This window comes from Microcoleus sp. CZ3-B2, from assembly GCF_036705055.1.
Lineage (GTDB): Bacteria > Cyanobacteriota > Cyanobacteriia > Cyanobacteriales > Microcoleaceae > Microcoleus.
Map to the genome: position 1 here is coordinate 53,909 of NZ_JAUBTN010000012.1, position 18,207 is coordinate 72,115.

Sequence of the window (18,207 nt, forward strand, 5' to 3'; positions counted from 1 at the left end):
AGTAACAAGCTCTATTGAGAGGGTTCAAGAGTCGCCAGAGAGGGCTTGTTGCAGTTCAGCAGTGACTAATCCCATATCGCGATCGCCATCAACCGCAACTAACTGTTCGCGAGCGCTGTAAAACTCAATCAAAGGCTCAGTTTGTTCGCGATAAACTTGCAACCGGCGGCGGATCGTCTCCTCATTGTCATCCTGGCGCCCCCGCGACAATAGGCGAGTCACCAAAACATTATCAGGTACGTCCAAATTTACAGCTCTGAGATCGCAGTCCTTACCAGACGTACTTCCCTCTACACCAACATCACAGAGCAGTTTGTCAAAAAACGCTGCCTGTGCCACAGTGCGGGGAAAGCCGTCGAGAATCCAGCCTGCACTTGCATCTGGTTGATTCATGCGTTCTTGGACGATATCCATCAATAACTGGTCGGGAACCAACTCACCAGCATCCATGTAGGCTTTCGCCTGTAGGCCCAAGGCTGTTTTCGCCACCACGCAGGCGCGCAGAATGTCACCAGTAGAAATGTGCGGTATTTTCCAGAGAGCGGCTAATATTTGAGCCTGAGTTCCCTTACCTGCCCCTGGAGGCCCCATAAAAATCAGTTGCATTGCGATTACTTCACCATTCCTTCATATCGTTGGGAGATGACGTAAGTTTGAATTTGCTTAGCAGTTTCGATCGCGACACCCACTAGAATTAGCAGGGAAGTTGCACCAAAACCTCTAAAAGTTTGCACGCCGATGGCACTTTCTACAGCCGTTGGTACAATAGCCACCAGACCGAGAAATATCGCGCCCAAGAAAGTCAAACGGTTCAAAACCTTCTCCACATAATCGCTCGTTTTCTGACCAGGACGAATGCCAGGAATACTAGCGCCCATTTTCTTCAAGTTCTGAGACATATCTACAGGGTTGACAATCAACGAAGCGTAGAAATAGCTGAAGAACAGAATCAAAGTCAGATAAAACAGCGCGTAAGCCCAAGGCGCAGGCCCGTTAGGACTCAAAACATTAGCAACTTGAACCAAAAATGGGTTATTCAAAGACTGAGCGAGGAAAGAAGGCACAATCAACACCGAAGATGCAAAAATAATCGGCATCACTCCGCCTTGATTCAAGCGCAGGGGCAGATAGCTGCGACTCTCCCGATAAACCTTGCGTCCGACTTGGCGGCGGGCAGAAATAATCGGAATACGGCGAGTACCTTCCTGAACAAACACAATCCCGACAATCGTTACCAAAAATACCAGCAGCAGAACCACTACGCGACCGACAATCGCGTTATCGCCACTTTGGGCCAATTCAAAAGTTTGTCCCAAAGAGCGCGGCAAAACCGACACAATGTTGATAAATATCAGCAGCGACGCTCCGTTCCCGATGCCTCGTTCCGTCACCAATTCCGATATCCACATGACAAACATCGACCCTGCTGTTAGAGCCAAAGCAGTTTGTGCTATGAATAAGGGCGCTGGAGCTTGAGCAAAAGGGCTGACCCAAATCGCAATGCCAATGCTTTGCAGAATTGCCCAGCCCAAAGAAACGTAACGAGTAATTTGAGAAATCTTGCGCCGCCCCGCTTCTCCTTCATTTTTCTGCAAGTCTTCTAAACTTGGCAGAGCCGCGGTTAGAAGTTGCACGATAATTGAAGCATTGATGTAGGGCAAAATCCCCAGCGCAAAAATCCCCAATGCTGACAGGCCGCCTCCTGAAAACAAGTCCAAAAAGCCAATTAAAGGGCTATTTTGGACGTTTTGGGCAAAGGCAGCTCGATCGATGCCGGGGACTGGCAAGTGGACACCCAGACGCACTAAAATCAATAAGCCAAGGGTTACGAGGATACGGCCCCGCAAACCTGCAGCTTGAGCCATCTGCATGAATGTCTCTTGTGCAGTTGGCGCTTTCTCTCTACTAACGTCCATAGTTACGATTTGGGATTTTAGATTTGGGATTTTCGACTAAATCATTTTCTGATAGCAAACTTGAGGATTTGAGATTTGGACTTCTTCTCAAACCTCAAATCTTCAGGCAATTAATTCGCAATTTCCGCCTGCGGCTTCAATTTTGGTGCGAGCACCTGCGGTAAAAGCCTTGGCGCGGACTTGCAGGGGCACATTTAGTTCGCCATCTCCTAAGATTTTCAGCGGGCCATTGTCAGCGGTGACAATTTTTGCTTGGAGCAAAGAGGTGAGAGTCACTTCTGTGTTTGCTGGCAGCGATGCTAATTTACTTACATTAATGGTAGTGTACTCTTTGCGGTTCACGATCGGGAAGCTTTTGAGCTTGGGCAGGCGGCGGTAGAGAGGATTTTGGCCACCTTCAAAACCCGGTCTAGTGCCGCTACCGGCTCTAGATTTTTGACCGCGCATCCCTTTACCGGAGCTCGCGCCTTGACCGGCAGAAATACCTCTGCCTAAGCGTCGCGGGCGCTTTTGGGAGCCTGCTTTGGGTCGGGCGTCTTGCAATCTCATAGTTTTAGTAATTGGTAATTGGTAATTGGTATTTAGAGAGCCGGCGCGCAGTAGTTTTGAGTGCGTGAGTTTTGAGTTGCGGATTTTTTTGATTCTCAACGCCAGCACTTAACACTCAAAACTGACAGTTTGCCATTCCCTATGCCCTAACCGTAGAGGTTTTCTACTGGAATTCCGCGTTCTTGAGCAACTTCGGACAAGGTGCGGAGGGTGGAGAGGGCGTTGACTGCAGCTCGGGCGTTGTTCAAGGGGTTTCCAGAACCTAGCTGTTTGGCTAAGATGTTGCGGACTCCTGCTAGTTCGAGAACTGTTCGGACTGCTCCCCCTGCAATTACGCCTGTTCCGGCTGCGGCCGGACGCATCATGACTTTGGCTCCGCCGCCTGCACCGTCGATGGGGTGAGGGATGGAGTTTGCTTTGGTGAGGGGGACTTCAATGAGGTGTTTTTTGCCGTCAGCGACGCCTTTTTTCACTGCACCGATGACGTCGCTAGCTTTGCCGACTCCCACTCCAACTTGACCGCGTTCGTTGCCGATAATGACTATGGCGCGGAAGCTGAGTTTTTTACCGCCTTTGACTACTTTAGTAACGCGACGAATCTGAACAACTCTTTCTTGCCATTCGGATTCTTTTTCGCGTCCTTTGTTGTTGCTGCTGCTTTTTTTCTTGGTGCGCTGTTCTTTTTGTTCTGCCATAGTTTTGTCTTGGGGAATTGAGGATTAGTAACTGGTAGTCTGCAATGAGGAATTAACCATTAGGAATTAAGAATTTTATTGCTTCTTTCTTCCTTCTTCCTTCTTCCTTCTTCCTTTTTCCTTCTTCCTAAAAGTCTAACCCGGCTTCGCGAGCTGCATCTGCGAGGGCTTTAACGCGACCGTGGTAGAGGTTGCCTCCGCGATCGAACACGACTTTGACTATGCCAGCGCTGGAACAGCGTTTGGCAATCAACTGACCGACTTTGGTGCTGGCGCTGCAGTTGTTGCCAGAACTGAGTTCGGCTTTCAATTCTGGATCGAGGGTTGACGCGGCTACCAAAGTGTGCTGGGCGGTGTCGTCGATTACTTGGGCGTAGATGTGCTGGTCCGATCGAAATACCGCTAATCTGGGACGCTCGGCGGTGCCGAACACCTTGCGCCGCACGCGGCGGTGTCTGCGGTGGACTGATTCTTTGCGAGTAAGCTTCATGTTTACTTCTTACCTGTTTTGCCTGTTTTACCAGCTTTGCGCCGGATGACTTCGCCGCTGTAACGAATGCCTTTACCTTTGTAGACTTCAGGCGGACGCACAGCGCGGATGCGGGCTGCTGTGTTACCTACGAGTTCTTTGTCAATGCCGGAGACAATGACGTTGGTGTTGCCTTCAACTGCCATTGTGATGCCTTCTGGAGGGGGCATTTCAACTGGCTTGCTGTAACCGACGTTTAAAATCAGGTTCCGTCCTTGAACCTGTGCCCGATAACCTGTGCCGACAATTTCCAGACGGCGCTGAAAACCTTCTGATACACCTTCGACCATGTTGGCGACTAGGGTGCGGCATAAGCCGTGCAGTTGTCTGGCGACGCGAGATTCGTCTCGGCGGGTAACGAGTAAAGTCTCGCCTTCGAGTCCCATGAGGATTTCTGCTGGTATCACTCTGGAAAGTTCACCTTTTGGACCTTTGACGGCTACTTTTTGGCCGTCTAGGGTGATGGTGACTTTAGTGGGAATGCTAATCGGACGCTTGCCAATTCGCGACATATTTTTTGTCCTTTGTTTTTAGTGATTAGTGCTTGATTGTTAGTCTTTAGTTATTAGTCTTTAGCGATCGATTCTGGAGTTTGTTGCCAATAATCGGCGACTAATGACCCGCAAGAAACGGGTACTGTGCCCCGATACTTTTGAGTTGATGCTCCCAAAATGTTAGATTTTTGTTGAAACTCTCAGATTCACTGCGCTGGAGCGTCAATCTAAAATCTAAAATCGACTGACTAATGACTACCAAACATAACAAAGCACTTCTCCGCCCAAACCTTGGCGTCGGGCTTCTCTATCGGTCATAATGCCGCTGGAGGTGGAGATAATGGCGATGCCAATTCCGCCTAATACTCGGGGCAATTCTTTACGGTTCGAGTAAACGCGAAGTCCTGGTTTGCTGACTCGCTTAAGTGCGGTGATAATGGGCTTGCGAGTTTTACCTTTGTACTTTAGAGAAAGCACTATAGTTCGCTTGACCCCTTCTGGTTCTGCTTCTTCAAATTCGCTGATAAAGCCTTCATTTTTGAGGACTTGGGCGATGCTACGGGTCATTTTTGTAGCTGGAATTTGTGTTGTCTGGTGGCGCGCCATGCAAGAATTGCGAATGCGCGTCAACATATCTGCTATGGTATCGTTAGCTGCCATCTTTTGCTTCTTACTCTAGTGCTTAGTTGTCCCGGAACGGCATTCCCATTTCTTTAAGCAAAGCGCGTCCTTCTTCGTCGGTTTTTGCTGTGGTGATAATTGAAATGTCCATGCCTCGAATTTGATCGATGCTGTCATATTCTATTTCTGGAAAGATGAGCTGTTCTCTCAGGCCCAAGCTGTAGTTGCCGCGACCATCGAAGCTTTTGGGGCTGATGCCGCGGAAGTCGCGGATGCGGGGTAGTGCGAGGTTGATCAGCCGATCGAGAAAATCATACATCCGATCGGCGCGTAGCGTCACCATCACGCCGACTGGTACTCCTTTGCGGATTTTGAAGCCTGCGATCGCTTTTTTCGCCCGCGTCACCACTGGTTTTTGTCCGGTGATGATGCCAATTTCGTTGATGGATGAATCTAGTGCCTTAGCATTTTGAGATGCTTCTCCCAAACCGCGGTTCACGGTGACTTTGACGAGTTTGGGAACCTGATGGATATTAGTATATTTAAACTGATCCATCAGTTTGGGAACGATTTTTCCTTGATAAAGAACTTTGAGTTTGTCCGGCATAGTTTTTGTGTTTCGTTAACTGTCCCTGGGCTTGGTCAGGGAATTGTTCTTTGTCAGTTGTTAGTTGTCAGTTGTCAGTTGTCTTTTAAGAACTAAGGACTAAGGACTAAGGACTGATGACTAATTATCGAGGATTTCTCCGGTTTTTTTGAGTTGTCGCAGTTTGCGGCCGTCTTCACTAAATGTATAGCAGACGCGGCTGGCGATTTTCTCTTTTTCGGAATAGTGCATGACATTTGAGCTGTGAATGGGAGCCTCAAAGGTGACTATTTTTCCGGATTCTCCCTCTTGCTGGGGCTTGACGTGCTTGGTTCGGATATTTACGCCTTTAACAATTACTTTGCTGACTTTGGGATATGTCTTGAGGATTTCTCCGACTTTTCCTTTTTCTTTGCCAGTAATTATTTGCACGGTGTCGCCTGCTTTGACGTGCATTCTGTAGCGCTGCGGTTCGCTAGTTGCTTTACCCTTTTTTCCGTACATTTTAAAGTACCTCCGGGGCTAAGGAAATGATTTTAGTAAAGTTTTTGTCGCGCAATTCGCGGGCGACGGGGCCGAAAACGCGAGTGCCTTTGGGGTTGCCTTCTGGATTGATGATGACGGCGGCGTTGTCGTCAAAACGAATGCTCATGCCGCTGTCGCGACGCAAGCCTTTGCGGGTTCTGACAATGACGGCTCTGACGACATCGGATTTTTTGACTGCCATATTGGGGATGGCGTCTTTGACGACGGCAATGATGACATCGCCGACTCCGCCGTAGCGACGGTTGCCGCCTCCCAATACGCGGATGCACATTAGTTTGCGGGCTCCGCTATTGTCGGCGACATTGAGGTATGTCTGGGGTTGAATCATGGTGATTGGGGAAAAGGTAGTTTGATGCTTGCTAACTGCTAACTGTGAATTGCTAATGGATGGTCGATCGAGCTCGATCGCCAATCGCGCTTTTGAGCAATCCAGAATTAACTGTTAGCCATTTTTTGCACCGAAAATCTCAGCAACCGTCCAGCGTTTGGTTTTGCTCAAGGGGCGAGTTTCAGTGATGCGGACGCGATCGCCTGGTTTGCACTGATTTTCTTCGTCGTGAGCTTTGTACCGCTTGGTGCGGACTACGATTTTGCCGTACTTACTGTGGGAGGAGCGGTTTTCGATCGCTACTACGACGGTTTTGTCCATCTTGTCGCTGACTACTACGCCAACTCGTTCTTTAACTGCCATAGCTATCTATCTTTATTGTGCAATTGAGTTTTTTTGAACTACTGTGCGAGCTTCGGCTGCTGCTTACTCGGGGCTGACTGCGGTTGCAGCTTGCTGTGCGTCGGCTGCTTTCGATGCGGCTTTTTCGGCTTTAGCTTGAGCGTCGGCTGCGATTTGGCGCTCGCGTTCAACTGTCATTAATTGAGCCAGCCGATGTTTGGCGTGCTTGAACAGGTGAGGCTTTTCCAGGCGGCCGGTAGCTTGCTGGAGCCGCAGATCCATGAGTTGGCGCTTGACGGCTAAAATTTGCTCTGCTACTGCTGCATCGCTTAATTCTCTAGCTTCTTTAATCTTGGTCAAAGACATAATTCTGTGCTTTATCGTGAGCGATCGAAAGAGTGAAGACTTAATTGTCTAGATGCTGAAGGTCGAAGGAAAGAAAAGTTATGAATTGCCGATTTTAAATTGCTGTCGCCCTTTAAAATTCAGACCAATGCCGACCTAACTCTACCTTCGATTTTCGCTAGGACTGGCCTTCTTCGCGGCTGATGAACTTGGTTTTAATCGGTAATTTGAAAGATGCCAAACGCATTGCTTCGCGGGCTGTTTCTTCGGCTACACCGCCAATTTCAAACATGATCCGGCCTGGTTTGACGACGGCTACCCAAAACTCCGGCGCGCCTTTACCAGAACCCATCCGGGTTTCTGCTGCGCGCTGGGTGACTGGTTTGTCGGGAAAAATGCGAATCCAGATTTTACCGCCCCGGCGGATATAGCGGGTCATGGCGCGCCGTCCGGCTTCGATTTGGCGGGAGGTTATCCAGGCGGGTTCGACGGCTTGGAGCGCGAAGTCGCCAAAGCTAACTGTGTTGCCGCGGGTGGATTGACCGCTCATTCGCCCGCGCTGTTGTTTGCGGAATTTTGTTCTTTTAGGGCTTAACATGGCTTTGGGAGTTGGGATTTTGGTATTTGGTAATTGGTAATTGGCAATTGGTAATTGGCAATTGGTTTTAAATGACAATTGACCATTGCAACTAACAGTTAACAATTAGCTAGCCTTCGTTCGATCGATCTTCAAAGTTCTGGCGACGGCGCTTTTGTTTAGTCCGGGGCACTGCTGCATTTGGTGCAGATTCTTGTTCTTGTCCGGGAATAATTTCGCCTTTGAAAACCCAAACTTTAATGCCCAGAATACCGTAGATGGTTTGAGCGGTGCAGTAGGAGTAGTCGATGTCGGCCCGCAGCGTGTGCAAGGGGACTCGGCCTTCGCGCGTCCATTCGGTACGGGCGATTTCTGCGCCGTTTAGCCGTCCGCTGACTTGAATTTTGATGCCTTGGATGCCGACTTTTTGGGCGCGGGTGATTGCTTGGCGGACTACTCGGCGGAAGGATACGCGCCGTTCTAGTTGCTGGGCAATGTATTCTGCGATCAGTGTGGCATCGGCGTCTACGCGCTGAACTTCGACGACGTTGATGCGAATTTGGCGGTTGTTACCGAGTAGCTGTTGCAAACCGACGCGCAAGGTTTCGATACCTGCTCCGCCGCGACCTACGACAACGCCCGGTCTGGCGGTGAAGACTTCTAGGTCGATTTGATCGGCTTTCCGTTCAATTCTGACTGAGGAAATGCCAGCATTGCTGAGGGTTTTGCGGACGTACTTGCGGATTTTGTAGTCTTCTTGCAAGAGTTCTGGATAGTTCTTCGGGTCAGCAAACCAGCGAGAGCGGTGCTCTTGGGTAATGCCGAGACGAAAACCAATTGGATGTATTTTTTGGCCCATAATATTTGATTAGTTAATTGGGAAAAAGGTAATTGGTAACTGGGAATAAGTTCGAGGGAAGTCGGAAGAAGGAAGATGTAAAAAACAACTATCTGCGACTCCGTGATTTCCGTGCTTTGAGGAAAAGCTAATTGGCTATCGCCTATTTTTTCAACTTTAAGCTGTTTATTACCTATTACGTTTTTCCTAGGTTTAGTCTTCTAGGATCGGAGCAACTATTACGGTGATGTGACAAGTTGGCTTGCGGATTTGGTAGGCGCGACCTTGAGCGCGGGGTCTGAAGCGCTTGAGGACTGGACCTTGGTCTGCGTAAGCTTGAGAGACTACTAGCTTACTTTTGTCTAATCCTGCGTTGTGTTCGGCGTTGGCTACTGCCGATCGCAAAACTTTGACGATCGGTTCGCAGGCGCGGTAGGGCATGAATTCGAGTAAAATCAGGGCTTCTTGGTAGCTTTTGCCGCGAATTTGGTCGAGGACTCGGCGTACTTTGAAGGGGGATGACCGAATGTAACGGGCGATCGCCTTAATTTCGGATGTGGTATCTATAACCATTTCGATTTGGGTAAGTTGGTAATTGGTAATTGGGAAAAAGGTAATTGGTAATTGGGAAAAACTTTTTCCAGTTACCTATTACCTGTCACCTAATTTGGCTATCTTTTTGCCTTTTTATCGCTGTGACCTCTAAAGGTGCGAGTCGGGGAGAATTCTCCGAGTTTGTGACCTACCATTTGGTCGGTGAGGTAGACTGGGACGTGCTGTCTGCCGTTATGAACTGCGATCGTGTGACCTACCATTTGAGGCAGGATTGTGGAAGAGCGCGACCAAGTTTTAATTACTTGTTTTTTGCCTTCGGCGTTGAGTTTTTCAATTTTTGTGAGCAGGTGATCTGCTACAAAGGGGCCTTTTTTTAGCGATCGAGACATGGTTTTTTTAGTAAGTCATTAGTCATTAGTCATCAGTCATTAGTCATTAGTCATTAGTCATCGGTACTTTTTTGTTAATTAGTTTGCAGTTAACAACAAAAGGACTGATGACTGCTGACTGATGACTAACTTTGTCTGCCGCCCTTGCCGCGCTTGGAAGATTTGCGGCGGCGACGGACGATTAAAGAGTCGCTGCGCTTTTTCTTTTTTCGAGTTTTGGCACCCAATGCTGGTTTACCCCAAGGTGTGACGGGCCCAGAGCGTCCGATGGGCGCTCTGCCTTCGCCACCGCCGTGCGGGTGATCTACCGGGTTCATGACGCTACCGCGAACGGTTGGTCTGCGGCCTTTCCAGCGGGTGCGGCCTGCTTTACCGAGGCTGATGTTTCTAGCGTCTGTGTTGCCAACTTGACCGATGGTGGCGTAGCAGTCGGCGCGGACTTTGCGCTGTTCGCCGGAGGGCAGTTTGAGGGTGACGTAGGTACCTTCTTTTGCCATTAGCTGAGCGCTGGAGCCTGCGGAACGGACGATTTGTCCGCCTTTTCCGGGTACTAGCTCTACGTTGTGGATGCTGGTACCGAGGGGGATGTTTTTCAGGGGTAGGGCGTTGCCGATTTCGATCGGCGCGTCTGGGCCTGAGACTATTACTGTACCGACGGCTAAGTTGAGCGGGTGCAGGATGTACCGTTTTTCGCCGTCTTTGTAGAAGACTAGGGCGATGCGGGCGTTGCGGTTGGGGTCGTATTCGATCGACTTGACGGTAGCAGGAATGCTGTGTTTGTCGCGCCGGAAGTCGATGTCTCTATAAAGCCGTTTGTGACCGCCTCCCCGGTGGCGACAGGTGATGACGCCTCGGTTGTTGCGGCCTTGTTTGGTGTGCTTGTTGCTGGTTAGAGACTTTTCGGGTTCTGACGTGGTAATTTCAGCAAAGTCCGAGACAGTTTTTTCTCGGGTGCTGGATGTATAAGGTCGGTAAGAACGAATGCCCATAATCGATTTTAGATTTTAGATTTTAGACTTGGGATTTTAGATTTTAGATTTGGGATTTTAGATTTGGGATGATCTGTTAACCTTGCTGTTTCCTGGATTGGGAATTTGCACGAGCTAACTGCAATCTAAAATCTAAAATCTAAAATCCAAAATTGGCTAAACTTCTGGGAATAGCAGTTTGCGGATCGACTCTCCGTCTAGCAAAGTTACGGTTGCTCGCTTGTAACAAGGTTTAAAGCCGACGAATTTACCAACTCGACGCTTTTTGCGCGGCGGGTTTTGGGTATTTACGCCGATGACTTTGACCTTAAATAGCTCTTCGATGGCTGCTTTGATTTGAGGCTTGGTCGCTTTGGGGGCTACGTCGAATGTAAATTGATTTAATTCCATCATTCTGGTAGCTTTCTCGGTGAGAATCGGACGCTGGATCAAATCTGCGTAGTCGCGGGGGTCGATTTTACTCACCGTAAATCTCCTGAATTTTTGTTATGGCGGTAGAGGTGACAATGATTTTGTCAGCCGCGAGAACGTCGTAAACGTTCAGGGAAGTTGCCAAGATGACGTTGACTAATTCGATGTTGCGTCCTGACAAATAGACGTTTAGTTGCGGTTCTGGCAAGATTAACAGAACTTTTTTATTTGGGTCGATGCCCCAACGGGCGATCGCGCTCAGCAAGTCTTTGCTTTTCGGTCTCGGAAATTGCTCTGCAAATTCTTCAACCACAATCAGGTCTTCGGTACGACTGAAGAATGCTGTCCGCAAAGCGAGACGGCGTTCCTTTTTGTTCATTTTGACTTCAAAGTCTCTGGGTTTTGGCCCAAATATGACACCGCCGCCCCGCCACAGCGGAGAACGGATCGAACCGGCTCTGGCTCGACCGGTGCCTTTTTGACGCCAAGGTTTGCGGCCGCCACCTCTAACTTCCGATCGAGTTTTGGTGCAAGCATTTCCTTGACGGGCGTTATTCAGTTGCCGCGTCAATGCTCTGTGAACGATGTGAGACGCATTTTCTTCTTTGGCTACGCGCAGTTCTAAAGTTGTTTCCCCAACTTCTTCGCCTTGCCAATTTCGCACTACACAATTAACCATATCTTTTGTCCTTTGTCTGTTGTTAGTTGTCTGTTTTTTAGTTGTCGCTTTGTCGCTTTGTCACTTTGTCGCTTTGTCGCTTTGTCAGCTTTAAGTTTTTGGCTCTTAGTTCTTCTTGCTACTCGCCCGCCAACCACTATCTACTGACTGCTGACTGCTGACTGCTGACTGCTGACTAACGTCCTACTTTTTTCTCAGGCACAACATTGACTAAGGCGCCAGGTTTGCCGGGAACTGCTCCCTTAATTAGCAACAAATTCTGCTCTGCATCCACCCGGACAATTGTGAGTTTGCGGACGGTGACTTGAACGTTGCCCATACGTCCCGCCATTCTTTTACCGGGATAGACGCGGCCGGGAGTTGTTCCAGGTCCGATCGATCCAGGTTCGCGGTGATTTTTGGAACCGTGAGACATGGGGCCTCGTTTGAAGTTGTGGCGCTTTTGAAAGCCTGCAAAACCTTTACCGATGCTTGTACCGATGACATCTACTATTTGTCCCGGTGTAAAGCTATCTGCTTTTAGTTGTTGACCTAATTCAAAGGAACTGGTGTCTTCCAATCGGTATTCGTGCAAGTGGCGCAATGGAGTCGCCCCCGACTTGGCAAGGTGTCCCAATTTTGGCTGGTTGAGAGCCTTCGGCTTAACGTCGCTGTATCCAACTTGAACGGCACCGTAGCCGTCAGTTTGTTTTGTTTTGATTTGAGTTACTGTACAAGGCCCTGCTTGAATGACGGTGACGGGGATTGCTCTCCCTTCTTCGTCAAACACTTGAGTCATGCCTAGTTTTGTACCAAGAATGCCTACAGACACGGATTTTTTCCTTTTATTTACGCAAGAGGTTTCGGATTGAGAATTTTTTTACGTCAATCCGCTTGCTCTTGTGCAGAAACATTTATTTCAGTGTTCCTGCAATTAACTGTTATCAACCAACAGCTTTCCTCGGTGTTTAAAATTTGAGTTTTAAATTTGGGAGCGAGCTTGTGGAAGTCTTGCAAGGGTTGAGATGCGCGGCTTTTTACCCGATCGCTCTCCGAGTCTTGTCTCGGTCTTGCTTGTTTGCGCCAGGACTTGAGCGGCAAGCTACTCAGTATCCTTGACGGCGACAATTCACAATAGTATATGAAGTGTTTGCCGTTTGTCAAGGCCGCGAGCATAAGTTGATGAATTAACCACCGGTGGCCGGAAACCGGAAATTTTTTAACGACAATACTTTGGTCAAACCGTCAATCAGATTGAAAAACCCGGTTTTTTGATTCGGATCGTCCCGGACTAAACTTTTCGCCTCAGCTTGAGGATTTATAATACTCCAAGCTCGCAATTGGCGATCGACCACATTTAAAACAGCAGGCAAGACAAATTTATGGGACTGATTACGACTGGTTCGGATATGATTCGGGATTTGGAAAAGTCGGGGTCGCTAGCCCTGTACGTTCCTTTAGAGGGAGGATTTGAGGGCCGTTACCTGCGGCGGCTGAGGGCTGCGGGCTACGGTGCCCATACAATTACGGCGCGGGGCTTGGGCGATTTGGCGATGTATTTGACGGGGGTTCACGGAGTGCGGCCGCCGCATTTGGGCAAAAAAACTACTGGCAATGAAGGGGCTGTCGGTTATACGTACTACCTGCCGCCGATGTTGAAAACTCAATTAGACAATTTGCCGCCGAAAGCAAAAGGACTGGTGCTGTGGATTATTGAAGGGCAGGTTTTGTCGAGTCAGGAAGTTGAGTATTTGACTGTTTTGCCGACGTTAGAACCGCGAGTTAAAATAGCAGTGGAGATGGGGGGCGATCGAGTTTTTAGCTGGAAGCCGCTTACAGAAGCTTTAGTTACAGCTTAAATTCTGCTATTTGCGATCGCAAATCAACTAAAAAACGCAGCGAGCAACGAAAGCTCAACAGCTTCGGCTCGCTGGTTTTCTTCTTTTTTGGAAAAAATTTAATTAACAGGAAAATCTTATGCTTCAGAACCGCGATTATACAATCATCATTGACAAAAGCGGCAGTATGTACACCAAAGATCGGACTGGCGGTAAAAGTCGGTGGGCGCTGATCCAAGAATCGACGATCGCCCTAGCGAATAAATGCGAAGAACTTGACCCAGACGGCATCACCGTTTATGTGTTTTCCGGTCGTTTCAAGCGCTACGACAACGTAACATCAGCTAAAGTCTTGCAAATATTCCAAGAAAACGAACCTTCGGGGAATACAAATTTAGCTGCGGTACTGCTAGACGCTCTAAACAGTTATTTTCAGCGCAAAGCATCCGGTAAGACCAAGCAAAATGGGGAAACAATATTAGTGGTGACGGACGGGGAACCGGACGATCGCAAAGAAGTGATGAAAACGATTATAGAGGCTTCGCGGAAGATCGATCGAGATGAAGAGTTAGCAATTTCTTTCATTCAAGTAGGGAATGCGCCGGAAGCTACTAAATTTCTCAAAATATTAGATGACGAACTGCAAAGCGCTGGGGCTAAATTTGATATCGTTGATACTGTGACGATGGAGGATCTTGAAGACATGACGCTGACGGAAGTATTGCTAAATGCAATAACTGATTGAAGAATCGGGGAAATTTCGCGCGATTATATTTGTGGCTGGTTGCTGGGCAGCATTTTTTAGAGGGTTTTAAGTTATGGAATCGATCGATCGCCTGTTAGCTGAACTTAAGGCAGAATATCAAGCATCTCAAAAACTTCGCGAGGTACAAAGTCAGCCGTCAGTGGAAGCACAACCGCTTTCGCAACCAGCAGCAGTGCCGTCAAATAAAACATCAAAAACAACAAATATCAATTTGTATCCTGGTGCTTTAGAGAAGGATTTAGCTGAAATTAAGGCTGAATGCGAAGCACAAAATAAAAATCAGGAAGTTGCTGCACAAAAACCGCTTAAGTCTCCGCAAAAAGTAGAAAATAAAGCTCAGGAAGTGACTGCACTAGCACCGCAACCCCCAGAAAAGATTGTGCAGTCAGAGCTAGACATCCAAACCCGCAGACAGAAGGTTAGGCAAGCTCAAGTTTGGCTGAAAAATTTGGATAAGAATTCCGATGAGAGATATTGGTTCGATCAGTTTGCTTTTAAGTATAGTTCGAGGATAGATGCGGCGATCGACTATTTACAAGTTGTGGACGAGTTTGATTGAGCGATCGAACTTAAACATTGCCTAATTGTCTCCAAGACTGAGTTCGAAAGGCTGTCTAATTCATACCCACCCTCTAAACCAAACATAACCCTCGGTGTAATTTCTAGACTGTATTGCGTAAGTGCAGCATAGTCTTGGGGCTGTAGATTTATTTTAGACAGTAAATCGGCTTGGTTGGCATCGTAGCCTGCGCTGACAATAAGCAAATCTGGGCAAAAGTTATGGAAAAAGGGGAGAACTTTGGTTTCAAACAATTGATGGTACTTTTGTATAGTGCTACCTGGGGTTATGGGGAGATTCAAAATGTTGTTAAATTTGCCCTGTTCTTGTGATTTTCCTGTGTGCGGATAACCCGGCGATTGATGAATCGAACAGAACGCGATGTTGGGGTAATTTTCTACAGCAGCTTGGGTTCCATTGCCATGATGGACATCCCAATCTAGAATGCCAACACGCTTGATGTTCTCATTAGTAAGTGCGTAAATAGCGGCAATGGCTGCGTTGCAGAAAATGCAAAACCCCATGCCTTCATCTGGGAGTGCATGATGTCCTGGAGGTCTTGCTAAAACGAAAACAGGTTTTCCTTGCATCCAAACTCTATCAACCCCATCTAACCAAGCATTCACAGCCAGCTCCGCCACTTCAAAGCTTTTCGGAAAAATCTGGGTTGACTCAAAGCAGCCCCAACCTCTTGCAGAATAAGCACTCACCAAGTCGATGTAGGTCATGGAATGAACCCGTTTAATCGCCTCGATTGCATTTCTGGAGGAAGAAGGCTCGACCCATTCAATTAAGTTGGCAACTGTTGAGGCTTTTAATCTATTTATAATTGCCGTAAGTCGCTCGGGCTGTTCGGGGTGCATGTACCCGGTTTGATGTTCGAGGAATTGCGAGGAGTAGATGATGGTAATCATTTAGTCACAAGCCAAAATAATGCGTCTCGAATTATATCATAAGAAGGCTTAAGCTCTGGCTTATAAACTAGAGCTTGGCTCGATCGCCGAGTTCCTTAAATTTAACTGTTGTCCTCCTCCCGAAGATCGTTTTTCTCAACGAATCGCCCCAGATACAGATTGATAAAATCTTCCGCAGCAGCTTCATCAATATTTCCTAAAGCTTTGACTATTTCCGTTACCGCTTCAGCTAGAGGATCGCTGACTTCGTTCACCCACTGGTAAACAGTAGATCGATTAATGCCCATTGTCACCGCGAGGCGATTTTGGCTGATACCGTAAGTTCCTAAGACTTGCCTGAGTGCTTTTCCTGCTTTTCCCATGCCTCCAATCATCTCAGAGGATTTTAACGACGTAAATGTTTGTAACTATAAACATCAAGTAAGGTATGATGTTTGTAGTTACGAACATTATTTGGTTAGAAACTTGGTAAAACCCTATGTCAGAGAAATTACCTGCACAAGCCGATGGCTCCCCTGCTAGCCTTGTCGCCGACGCTTTAACGATAGACGGCCGGCCGGCAAACCGAATGATTTTGCTCGGCGATCCCAAATGGGTTAAGGGCATCATCCACCGCTTGCACAGTTTGGGGATAGCCGAATTCGGATCGTGGAGCAAGTTGACACGAACTCGCAACCCAGGAGAAGTCATCAGCATCCTGAAGCGTTCCAGAGGACAAGATCGAGCTTGAGAAAATGCCCGTCTCACAGCTAGCTTTGAAGCGGTAAAAACCTCTCCCCAACCCCTAGGCTTGCAAACAGAGGGGTTGGGGGGGTTAGGTTTTATTCTTTGCCTGGGCCTACAATTCCTGTTACAGTATCTTTTGGAACAGACGTAGGATTCAGCAGAAATGAAGCTGCTGTTTTTGCTGTGATTTCAGATAGCTGAATTTGTGTAAACTCAACAATACCTTCGGCTATAAAAGAATCTCTCAACTCAGCTTTTTCTCCGCTGTTAAAAACTGTTTCATAAAATACTTCGCGAATCCCTGCAGAAATGATTAATTTCAAACAATAAATGCAGGGTTCTAAAGTCACGTAAATGCTAGATCCTGCCGTAGATATCCCGTGTTTGGCCGCTTTGGCGATCGCATTTGCTTCAGCGTGCACCGCCCGCGACGGCAAAGTTTTGCTGGCGTCGCAACTGCTTAAACCCGGATAGCAAAAGCCTTGAGTCGTACAGTGTACCGAACCTGACGGCGAACCGTTGTAACCCGTGGCTAAAACTTGCCTGTCTTTAGCAATTACTGCGCCGACGGGAAAAGCCAGACAAGTCGATCGAGTAGCAGCTAATTTTGCTAACATTAAAAAGTATTCGTCCCAATTTGGTCTGTGAGGGGGTTCGTAATTGTCTGGTGTATTGTTCATTTAAAATCTAGAATGAGAACTGTATTGAAACGAGAAATTTATTGTCATAGTCCAGTTGAGCCAAATCCCTTATCTCCCCTAGAACTCGAACTTAACATTTTAATCTCTTCAATTTCCACACGAATTACTGGCGCTATTACCATTTGAGCAATTTTCATGCCTCTTGTCACTTGAAAGGAAGTTTGACCGTGATTGATTAAGATGACTTTGATTTCGCCTCGATAGCCTTCATCTATGGTTCCTGGTGCATTGAGTACAGTGATTTGGTGCTTGAGAGCTAAACCGCTTCTGGGACGGATTTGAGCCTCCGTTTTTTCTGGTAATTCTATTGATATTCCTGTATGAATTAACTGGCTTTCTCCCGGAGAAATTTCTAATTCATCTATAGAAAACAAGTCTAGTCCAGCATCGGAATGATGGGCATATTTGGGAATTATGGCTGAGTCATGCAGTTGCAGGATTTTTAGTTTCATTTTGTTTTGTGAGTGGAAGGAAGAAGGAAGAATAATAACACAGAAAAGTTTTTAGCTATCCCAACTTCAGTTGTATCGGAATGATTTAACCGCTCTTGGCGCAGAGGACACAGAGGAGGAGAAGAGAGAGATGAATAATTTCTATGATGGCAATTATTACGGCGCTAGTCTGGCTTTTCCCAGACGAGTAGCTGTGTACCACTTGGCAATGTCCGGTGCCCAATTCTCAAAGTGAGGCCACATCATTTCGCAGAGTTTTTGAATTTCTAGTTGAGCATTTTTCTTGTTTCTTAAGTCGGCAAAATGCAGGAAAGACCTCAAATTGAAACTGACTACAAAATGCTGGCGGTAGTCAAAGGGTAATTTGCCTCTGGCGTGTTCCTCCGACATCCCGCCGTCGAAGTCAATTTTGTAACGTTTAGCGGCTTCTAGACACCACTCTAAATCTTTTTCTCTTTGTTCGGGTGAATAGTAATATTTTTTGCCTTCGCGATCGGTATAATAATCTACTGGACGCAGGTAAAAAATATCTTCGATATCTTTTTTACCGACAGCGGCATCAAGAAATTGATTTCCCGTGTAGCGTAGAGATTGAACATCAAATGATACTCCGACACGATGAGTCCTCGCCTGCTGCATGACACTGTGGGGAAAGTACCCGCAATTGAAGATAATTTGGGGATGCTCTAGGGGGCCGTAATGCCCACGATCGCCCGCTAGGAGTCGCTTAACAATTATTTCGCCACATTCTGCCTCAGACGGCCACGAATCCCGCTCGTCAAATACAAAGTTCTCAGTATAGTCTTGATGGAGTGCAGCATAAACTACTTGCTGAGGATTTGGTGTTTGAGAAATAACTTCTACTCTGAATCTCTCCATGATA

30 protein-coding genes are annotated in these 18,207 nt (G+C 47.5%); 4 read left to right on the forward strand and 26 right to left on the reverse strand.

From position 1 onward, the window contains the following. Positions 1–24 precede the first annotated feature (24 nt). From QUA97_RS07715 to QUA97_RS07815, 21 genes are all read right to left on the reverse strand, one after another. Positions 25–606, reverse strand: a complete 582-nt coding sequence (locus QUA97_RS07715; RefSeq protein ID WP_194067220.1) for an adenylate kinase — start codon at positions 604–606, stop codon at positions 25–27. 5 nt (positions 607–611) lie between these two features. Beyond that, the gene (gene secY / locus QUA97_RS07720; RefSeq protein ID WP_194010358.1) at positions 612–1,916 is read right to left on the reverse strand and encodes a preprotein translocase subunit SecY; all 1,305 of its coding nucleotides are present in this window, start codon (positions 1,914–1,916) and stop codon (positions 612–614) included. 102 nt (positions 1,917–2,018) lie between these two features. Then, the gene (rplO, locus tag QUA97_RS07725) at positions 2,019–2,465 is read right to left on the reverse strand and encodes a 50S ribosomal protein L15 (RefSeq protein ID WP_194010357.1); all 447 of its coding nucleotides are present in this window, start codon (positions 2,463–2,465) and stop codon (positions 2,019–2,021) included. Between the two features lie 146 nt (positions 2,466–2,611). After that, a complete protein-coding gene (gene rpsE / locus QUA97_RS07730; protein ID WP_194067219.1) occupies positions 2,612–3,160 on the reverse strand; it encodes a 30S ribosomal protein S5 in 549 nt (182 codons plus the stop codon). A 127-nt stretch (positions 3,161–3,287) separates the two neighbouring features. Beyond that, positions 3,288–3,650, reverse strand: coding sequence for a 50S ribosomal protein L18 (rplR, locus tag QUA97_RS07735; protein WP_194067218.1), 363 nt, complete (start codon positions 3,648–3,650; stop codon positions 3,288–3,290). Positions 3,651–3,652: 2 nt separating this feature from the next. Continuing rightward, positions 3,653–4,201, reverse strand: coding sequence for a 50S ribosomal protein L6 (gene rplF / locus QUA97_RS07740; RefSeq protein WP_194010354.1), 549 nt, complete (start codon positions 4,199–4,201; stop codon positions 3,653–3,655). A gap of 237 nt (positions 4,202–4,438) precedes the next feature. Then, positions 4,439–4,843 carry a 30S ribosomal protein S8 gene (gene rpsH, locus QUA97_RS07745; protein WP_194010353.1) on the reverse strand — a complete coding sequence of 135 codons (405 nt, stop codon included), beginning with the start codon at positions 4,841–4,843 and terminating at the stop codon, positions 4,439–4,441. A gap of 22 nt (positions 4,844–4,865) precedes the next feature. Beyond that, entirely contained in the window at positions 4,866–5,411 is a 546-nt protein-coding gene (gene rplE / locus QUA97_RS07750) for a 50S ribosomal protein L5 (protein ID WP_194010352.1), read from the reverse strand. Between the two features lie 120 nt (positions 5,412–5,531). Further along, entirely contained in the window at positions 5,532–5,894 is a 363-nt protein-coding gene (gene rplX, locus QUA97_RS07755; protein WP_228041975.1) for a 50S ribosomal protein L24, read from the reverse strand. Between the two features lies 1 nt (position 5,895). After that, positions 5,896–6,264: a 50S ribosomal protein L14 gene (rplN, locus tag QUA97_RS07760; protein ID WP_194010351.1), complete on the reverse strand. Its 369-nt coding sequence runs from the start codon at positions 6,262–6,264 to the stop codon at positions 5,896–5,898. Positions 6,265–6,378: 114 nt separating this feature from the next. Beyond that, positions 6,379–6,627 (reverse strand): 30S ribosomal protein S17, encoded by a 249-nt coding sequence (gene rpsQ, locus QUA97_RS07765; RefSeq protein WP_194010350.1) that lies wholly within the window; start codon positions 6,625–6,627, stop codon positions 6,379–6,381. 63 nt (positions 6,628–6,690) lie between these two features. Then, positions 6,691–6,972 carry a 50S ribosomal protein L29 gene (gene rpmC / locus QUA97_RS07770; RefSeq protein WP_194067217.1) on the reverse strand — a complete coding sequence of 94 codons (282 nt, stop codon included), beginning with the start codon at positions 6,970–6,972 and terminating at the stop codon, positions 6,691–6,693. A gap of 157 nt (positions 6,973–7,129) precedes the next feature. Further along, positions 7,130–7,549, reverse strand: a complete 420-nt coding sequence (rplP, locus tag QUA97_RS07775) for a 50S ribosomal protein L16 (RefSeq protein ID WP_194010369.1) — start codon at positions 7,547–7,549, stop codon at positions 7,130–7,132. Positions 7,550–7,658: 109 nt separating this feature from the next. Beyond that, positions 7,659–8,387 (reverse strand): 30S ribosomal protein S3, encoded by a 729-nt coding sequence (gene rpsC / locus QUA97_RS07780; protein ID WP_194067216.1) that lies wholly within the window; start codon positions 8,385–8,387, stop codon positions 7,659–7,661. 192 nt (positions 8,388–8,579) lie between these two features. Further along, positions 8,580–8,939 (reverse strand): 50S ribosomal protein L22, encoded by a 360-nt coding sequence (gene rplV / locus QUA97_RS07785; RefSeq protein ID WP_194010347.1) that lies wholly within the window; start codon positions 8,937–8,939, stop codon positions 8,580–8,582. Between the two features lie 98 nt (positions 8,940–9,037). Next, on the reverse strand, positions 9,038–9,310 hold the full coding sequence (gene rpsS / locus QUA97_RS07790) for a 30S ribosomal protein S19 (RefSeq protein ID WP_194010346.1): 273 nt from the start codon (positions 9,308–9,310) through the stop codon (positions 9,038–9,040). A 125-nt stretch (positions 9,311–9,435) separates the two neighbouring features. Then, the gene (gene rplB, locus QUA97_RS07795; protein ID WP_194067215.1) at positions 9,436–10,299 is read right to left on the reverse strand and encodes a 50S ribosomal protein L2; all 864 of its coding nucleotides are present in this window, start codon (positions 10,297–10,299) and stop codon (positions 9,436–9,438) included. A 156-nt stretch (positions 10,300–10,455) separates the two neighbouring features. Next, complete coding sequence (locus QUA97_RS07800) at positions 10,456–10,764, reverse strand: 50S ribosomal protein L23 (RefSeq protein ID WP_194010344.1); 309 nt, start codon at positions 10,762–10,764, stop codon at positions 10,456–10,458. Then, positions 10,757–11,389, reverse strand: a complete 633-nt coding sequence (gene rplD, locus QUA97_RS07805; RefSeq protein ID WP_194067214.1) for a 50S ribosomal protein L4 — start codon at positions 11,387–11,389, stop codon at positions 10,757–10,759. The genes QUA97_RS07800 and rplD overlap by 8 nt, the downstream gene beginning before the upstream one ends. Positions 11,390–11,564: 175 nt before the next feature. Continuing rightward, positions 11,565–12,200, reverse strand: a complete 636-nt coding sequence (gene rplC, locus QUA97_RS07810; protein ID WP_194010342.1) for a 50S ribosomal protein L3 — start codon at positions 12,198–12,200, stop codon at positions 11,565–11,567. A gap of 355 nt (positions 12,201–12,555) precedes the next feature. Further along, positions 12,556–12,741, reverse strand: coding sequence for a hypothetical protein (locus QUA97_RS07815; protein WP_194067212.1), 186 nt, complete (start codon positions 12,739–12,741; stop codon positions 12,556–12,558). Positions 12,742–12,750: 9 nt separating this feature from the next. Between QUA97_RS07815 and QUA97_RS07820 the strand changes: the two genes are divergently transcribed. The 3 genes from QUA97_RS07820 (at position 12,751) to QUA97_RS07830 (ending at position 14,531) form a co-directional block, all read left to right on the forward strand. Next, the gene (locus tag QUA97_RS07820) at positions 12,751–13,227 is read left to right on the forward strand and encodes an NAD(P)H-quinone oxidoreductase subunit N (RefSeq protein ID WP_194067211.1); all 477 of its coding nucleotides are present in this window, start codon (positions 12,751–12,753) and stop codon (positions 13,225–13,227) included. A gap of 118 nt (positions 13,228–13,345) precedes the next feature. After that, complete coding sequence (locus QUA97_RS07825) at positions 13,346–13,951, forward strand: vWA domain-containing protein (RefSeq protein ID WP_333194254.1); 606 nt, start codon at positions 13,346–13,348, stop codon at positions 13,949–13,951. Between the two features lie 73 nt (positions 13,952–14,024). After that, a complete protein-coding gene (locus QUA97_RS07830) occupies positions 14,025–14,531 on the forward strand; it encodes a salt stress protein, Slr1339 family (protein ID WP_194067209.1) in 507 nt (168 codons plus the stop codon). Here the strand turns inward: QUA97_RS07830 and QUA97_RS07835 are convergent. Both QUA97_RS07835 and QUA97_RS07840 read right to left on the reverse strand, forming a co-directional pair. Further along, positions 14,501–15,445, reverse strand: coding sequence for a histone deacetylase family protein (locus QUA97_RS07835; protein ID WP_194067208.1), 945 nt, complete (start codon positions 15,443–15,445; stop codon positions 14,501–14,503). The genes QUA97_RS07830 and QUA97_RS07835 overlap by 31 nt on opposite strands. 101 nt (positions 15,446–15,546) lie before the next feature. After that, positions 15,547–15,819 (reverse strand): helix-turn-helix domain-containing protein, encoded by a 273-nt coding sequence (locus tag QUA97_RS07840; protein WP_228049922.1) that lies wholly within the window; start codon positions 15,817–15,819, stop codon positions 15,547–15,549. A 104-nt stretch (positions 15,820–15,923) separates the two neighbouring features. Here QUA97_RS07840 and QUA97_RS07845 point away from each other — a divergent pair, with 104 nt between their 5' ends. After that, entirely contained in the window at positions 15,924–16,175 is a 252-nt protein-coding gene (locus tag QUA97_RS07845; protein ID WP_194067207.1) for a hypothetical protein, read from the forward strand. Between the two features lie 91 nt (positions 16,176–16,266). Here QUA97_RS07845 and QUA97_RS07850 read toward each other — a convergent pair whose 3' ends face one another. From QUA97_RS07850 to thyX, 3 genes are all read right to left on the reverse strand, one after another. Continuing rightward, positions 16,267–16,851, reverse strand: coding sequence for a deoxycytidylate deaminase (locus QUA97_RS07850; RefSeq protein ID WP_194067206.1), 585 nt, complete (start codon positions 16,849–16,851; stop codon positions 16,267–16,269). Positions 16,852–16,895: 44 nt separating this feature from the next. After that, the gene (gene dut, locus QUA97_RS07855; RefSeq protein ID WP_194067205.1) at positions 16,896–17,324 is read right to left on the reverse strand and encodes a dUTP diphosphatase; all 429 of its coding nucleotides are present in this window, start codon (positions 17,322–17,324) and stop codon (positions 16,896–16,898) included. A 156-nt stretch (positions 17,325–17,480) separates the two neighbouring features. After that, a complete protein-coding gene (thyX, locus tag QUA97_RS07860) occupies positions 17,481–18,203 on the reverse strand; it encodes an FAD-dependent thymidylate synthase (RefSeq protein WP_194067204.1) in 723 nt (240 codons plus the stop codon). Between the last annotated feature and the right edge of the window lie 4 nt (positions 18,204–18,207).

Coding starts and splice junctions, on each gene's coding strand:
- rplE (WP_194010352.1), bottom strand. CDS start 5,411: ATGCCGGACAAACTCAAAGTTCTTTATCAAGGAAAAATCGTTCCCAAA.
- QUA97_RS07835 (WP_194067208.1), bottom strand. CDS start 15,445: ATGATTACCATCATCTACTCCTCGCAATTCCTCGAACATCAAACCGGG.
- QUA97_RS07840 (WP_228049922.1), bottom strand. CDS start 15,819: ATGATTGGAGGCATGGGAAAAGCAGGAAAAGCACTCAGGCAAGTCTTA.
- rplX (WP_228041975.1), bottom strand. CDS start 5,894: ATGTACGGAAAAAAGGGTAAAGCAACTAGCGAACCGCAGCGCTACAGA.
- dut (WP_194067205.1), bottom strand. CDS start 17,324: ATGAAACTAAAAATCCTGCAACTGCATGACTCAGCCATAATTCCCAAA.
- QUA97_RS07715 (WP_194067220.1), bottom strand. CDS start 606: ATGCAACTGATTTTTATGGGGCCTCCAGGGGCAGGTAAGGGAACTCAG.
- QUA97_RS07850 (WP_194067206.1), bottom strand. CDS start 16,851: ATGAACAATACACCAGACAATTACGAACCCCCTCACAGACCAAATTGG.
- rpsS (WP_194010346.1), bottom strand. CDS start 9,310: ATGTCTCGATCGCTAAAAAAAGGCCCCTTTGTAGCAGATCACCTGCTC.
- rplR (WP_194067218.1), bottom strand. CDS start 3,650: ATGAAGCTTACTCGCAAAGAATCAGTCCACCGCAGACACCGCCGCGTG.
- rplD (WP_194067214.1), bottom strand. CDS start 11,389: ATGGTTAATTGTGTAGTGCGAAATTGGCAAGGCGAAGAAGTTGGGGAA.
- rplV (WP_194010347.1), bottom strand. CDS start 8,939: ATGGTTATAGATACCACATCCGAAATTAAGGCGATCGCCCGTTACATT.
- rpmC (WP_194067217.1), bottom strand. CDS start 6,972: ATGTCTTTGACCAAGATTAAAGAAGCTAGAGAATTAAGCGATGCAGCA.
- rpsQ (WP_194010350.1), bottom strand. CDS start 6,627: ATGGCAGTTAAAGAACGAGTTGGCGTAGTAGTCAGCGACAAGATGGAC.
- QUA97_RS07820 (WP_194067211.1), top strand. CDS start 12,751: ATGGGACTGATTACGACTGGTTCGGATATGATTCGGGATTTGGAAAAG.
- thyX (WP_194067204.1), bottom strand. CDS start 18,203: ATGGAGAGATTCAGAGTAGAAGTTATTTCTCAAACACCAAATCCTCAG.
- QUA97_RS07830 (WP_194067209.1), top strand. CDS start 14,025: ATGGAATCGATCGATCGCCTGTTAGCTGAACTTAAGGCAGAATATCAA.
- rplO (WP_194010357.1), bottom strand. CDS start 2,465: ATGAGATTGCAAGACGCCCGACCCAAAGCAGGCTCCCAAAAGCGCCCG.
- rplF (WP_194010354.1), bottom strand. CDS start 4,201: ATGTCGCGAATTGGCAAGCGTCCGATTAGCATTCCCACTAAAGTCACC.
- QUA97_RS07825 (WP_333194254.1), top strand. CDS start 13,346: ATGCTTCAGAACCGCGATTATACAATCATCATTGACAAAAGCGGCAGT.
- secY (WP_194010358.1), bottom strand. CDS start 1,916: ATGGACGTTAGTAGAGAGAAAGCGCCAACTGCACAAGAGACATTCATG.
- rpsC (WP_194067216.1), bottom strand. CDS start 8,387: ATGGGCCAAAAAATACATCCAATTGGTTTTCGTCTCGGCATTACCCAA.
- rplP (WP_194010369.1), bottom strand. CDS start 7,549: ATGTTAAGCCCTAAAAGAACAAAATTCCGCAAACAACAGCGCGGGCGA.
- rpsE (WP_194067219.1), bottom strand. CDS start 3,160: ATGGCAGAACAAAAAGAACAGCGCACCAAGAAAAAAAGCAGCAGCAAC.
- rpsH (WP_194010353.1), bottom strand. CDS start 4,843: ATGGCAGCTAACGATACCATAGCAGATATGTTGACGCGCATTCGCAAT.
- rplB (WP_194067215.1), bottom strand. CDS start 10,299: ATGGGCATTCGTTCTTACCGACCTTATACATCCAGCACCCGAGAAAAA.
- rplN (WP_194010351.1), bottom strand. CDS start 6,264: ATGATTCAACCCCAGACATACCTCAATGTCGCCGACAATAGCGGAGCC.
- QUA97_RS07845 (WP_194067207.1), top strand. CDS start 15,924: ATGTCAGAGAAATTACCTGCACAAGCCGATGGCTCCCCTGCTAGCCTT.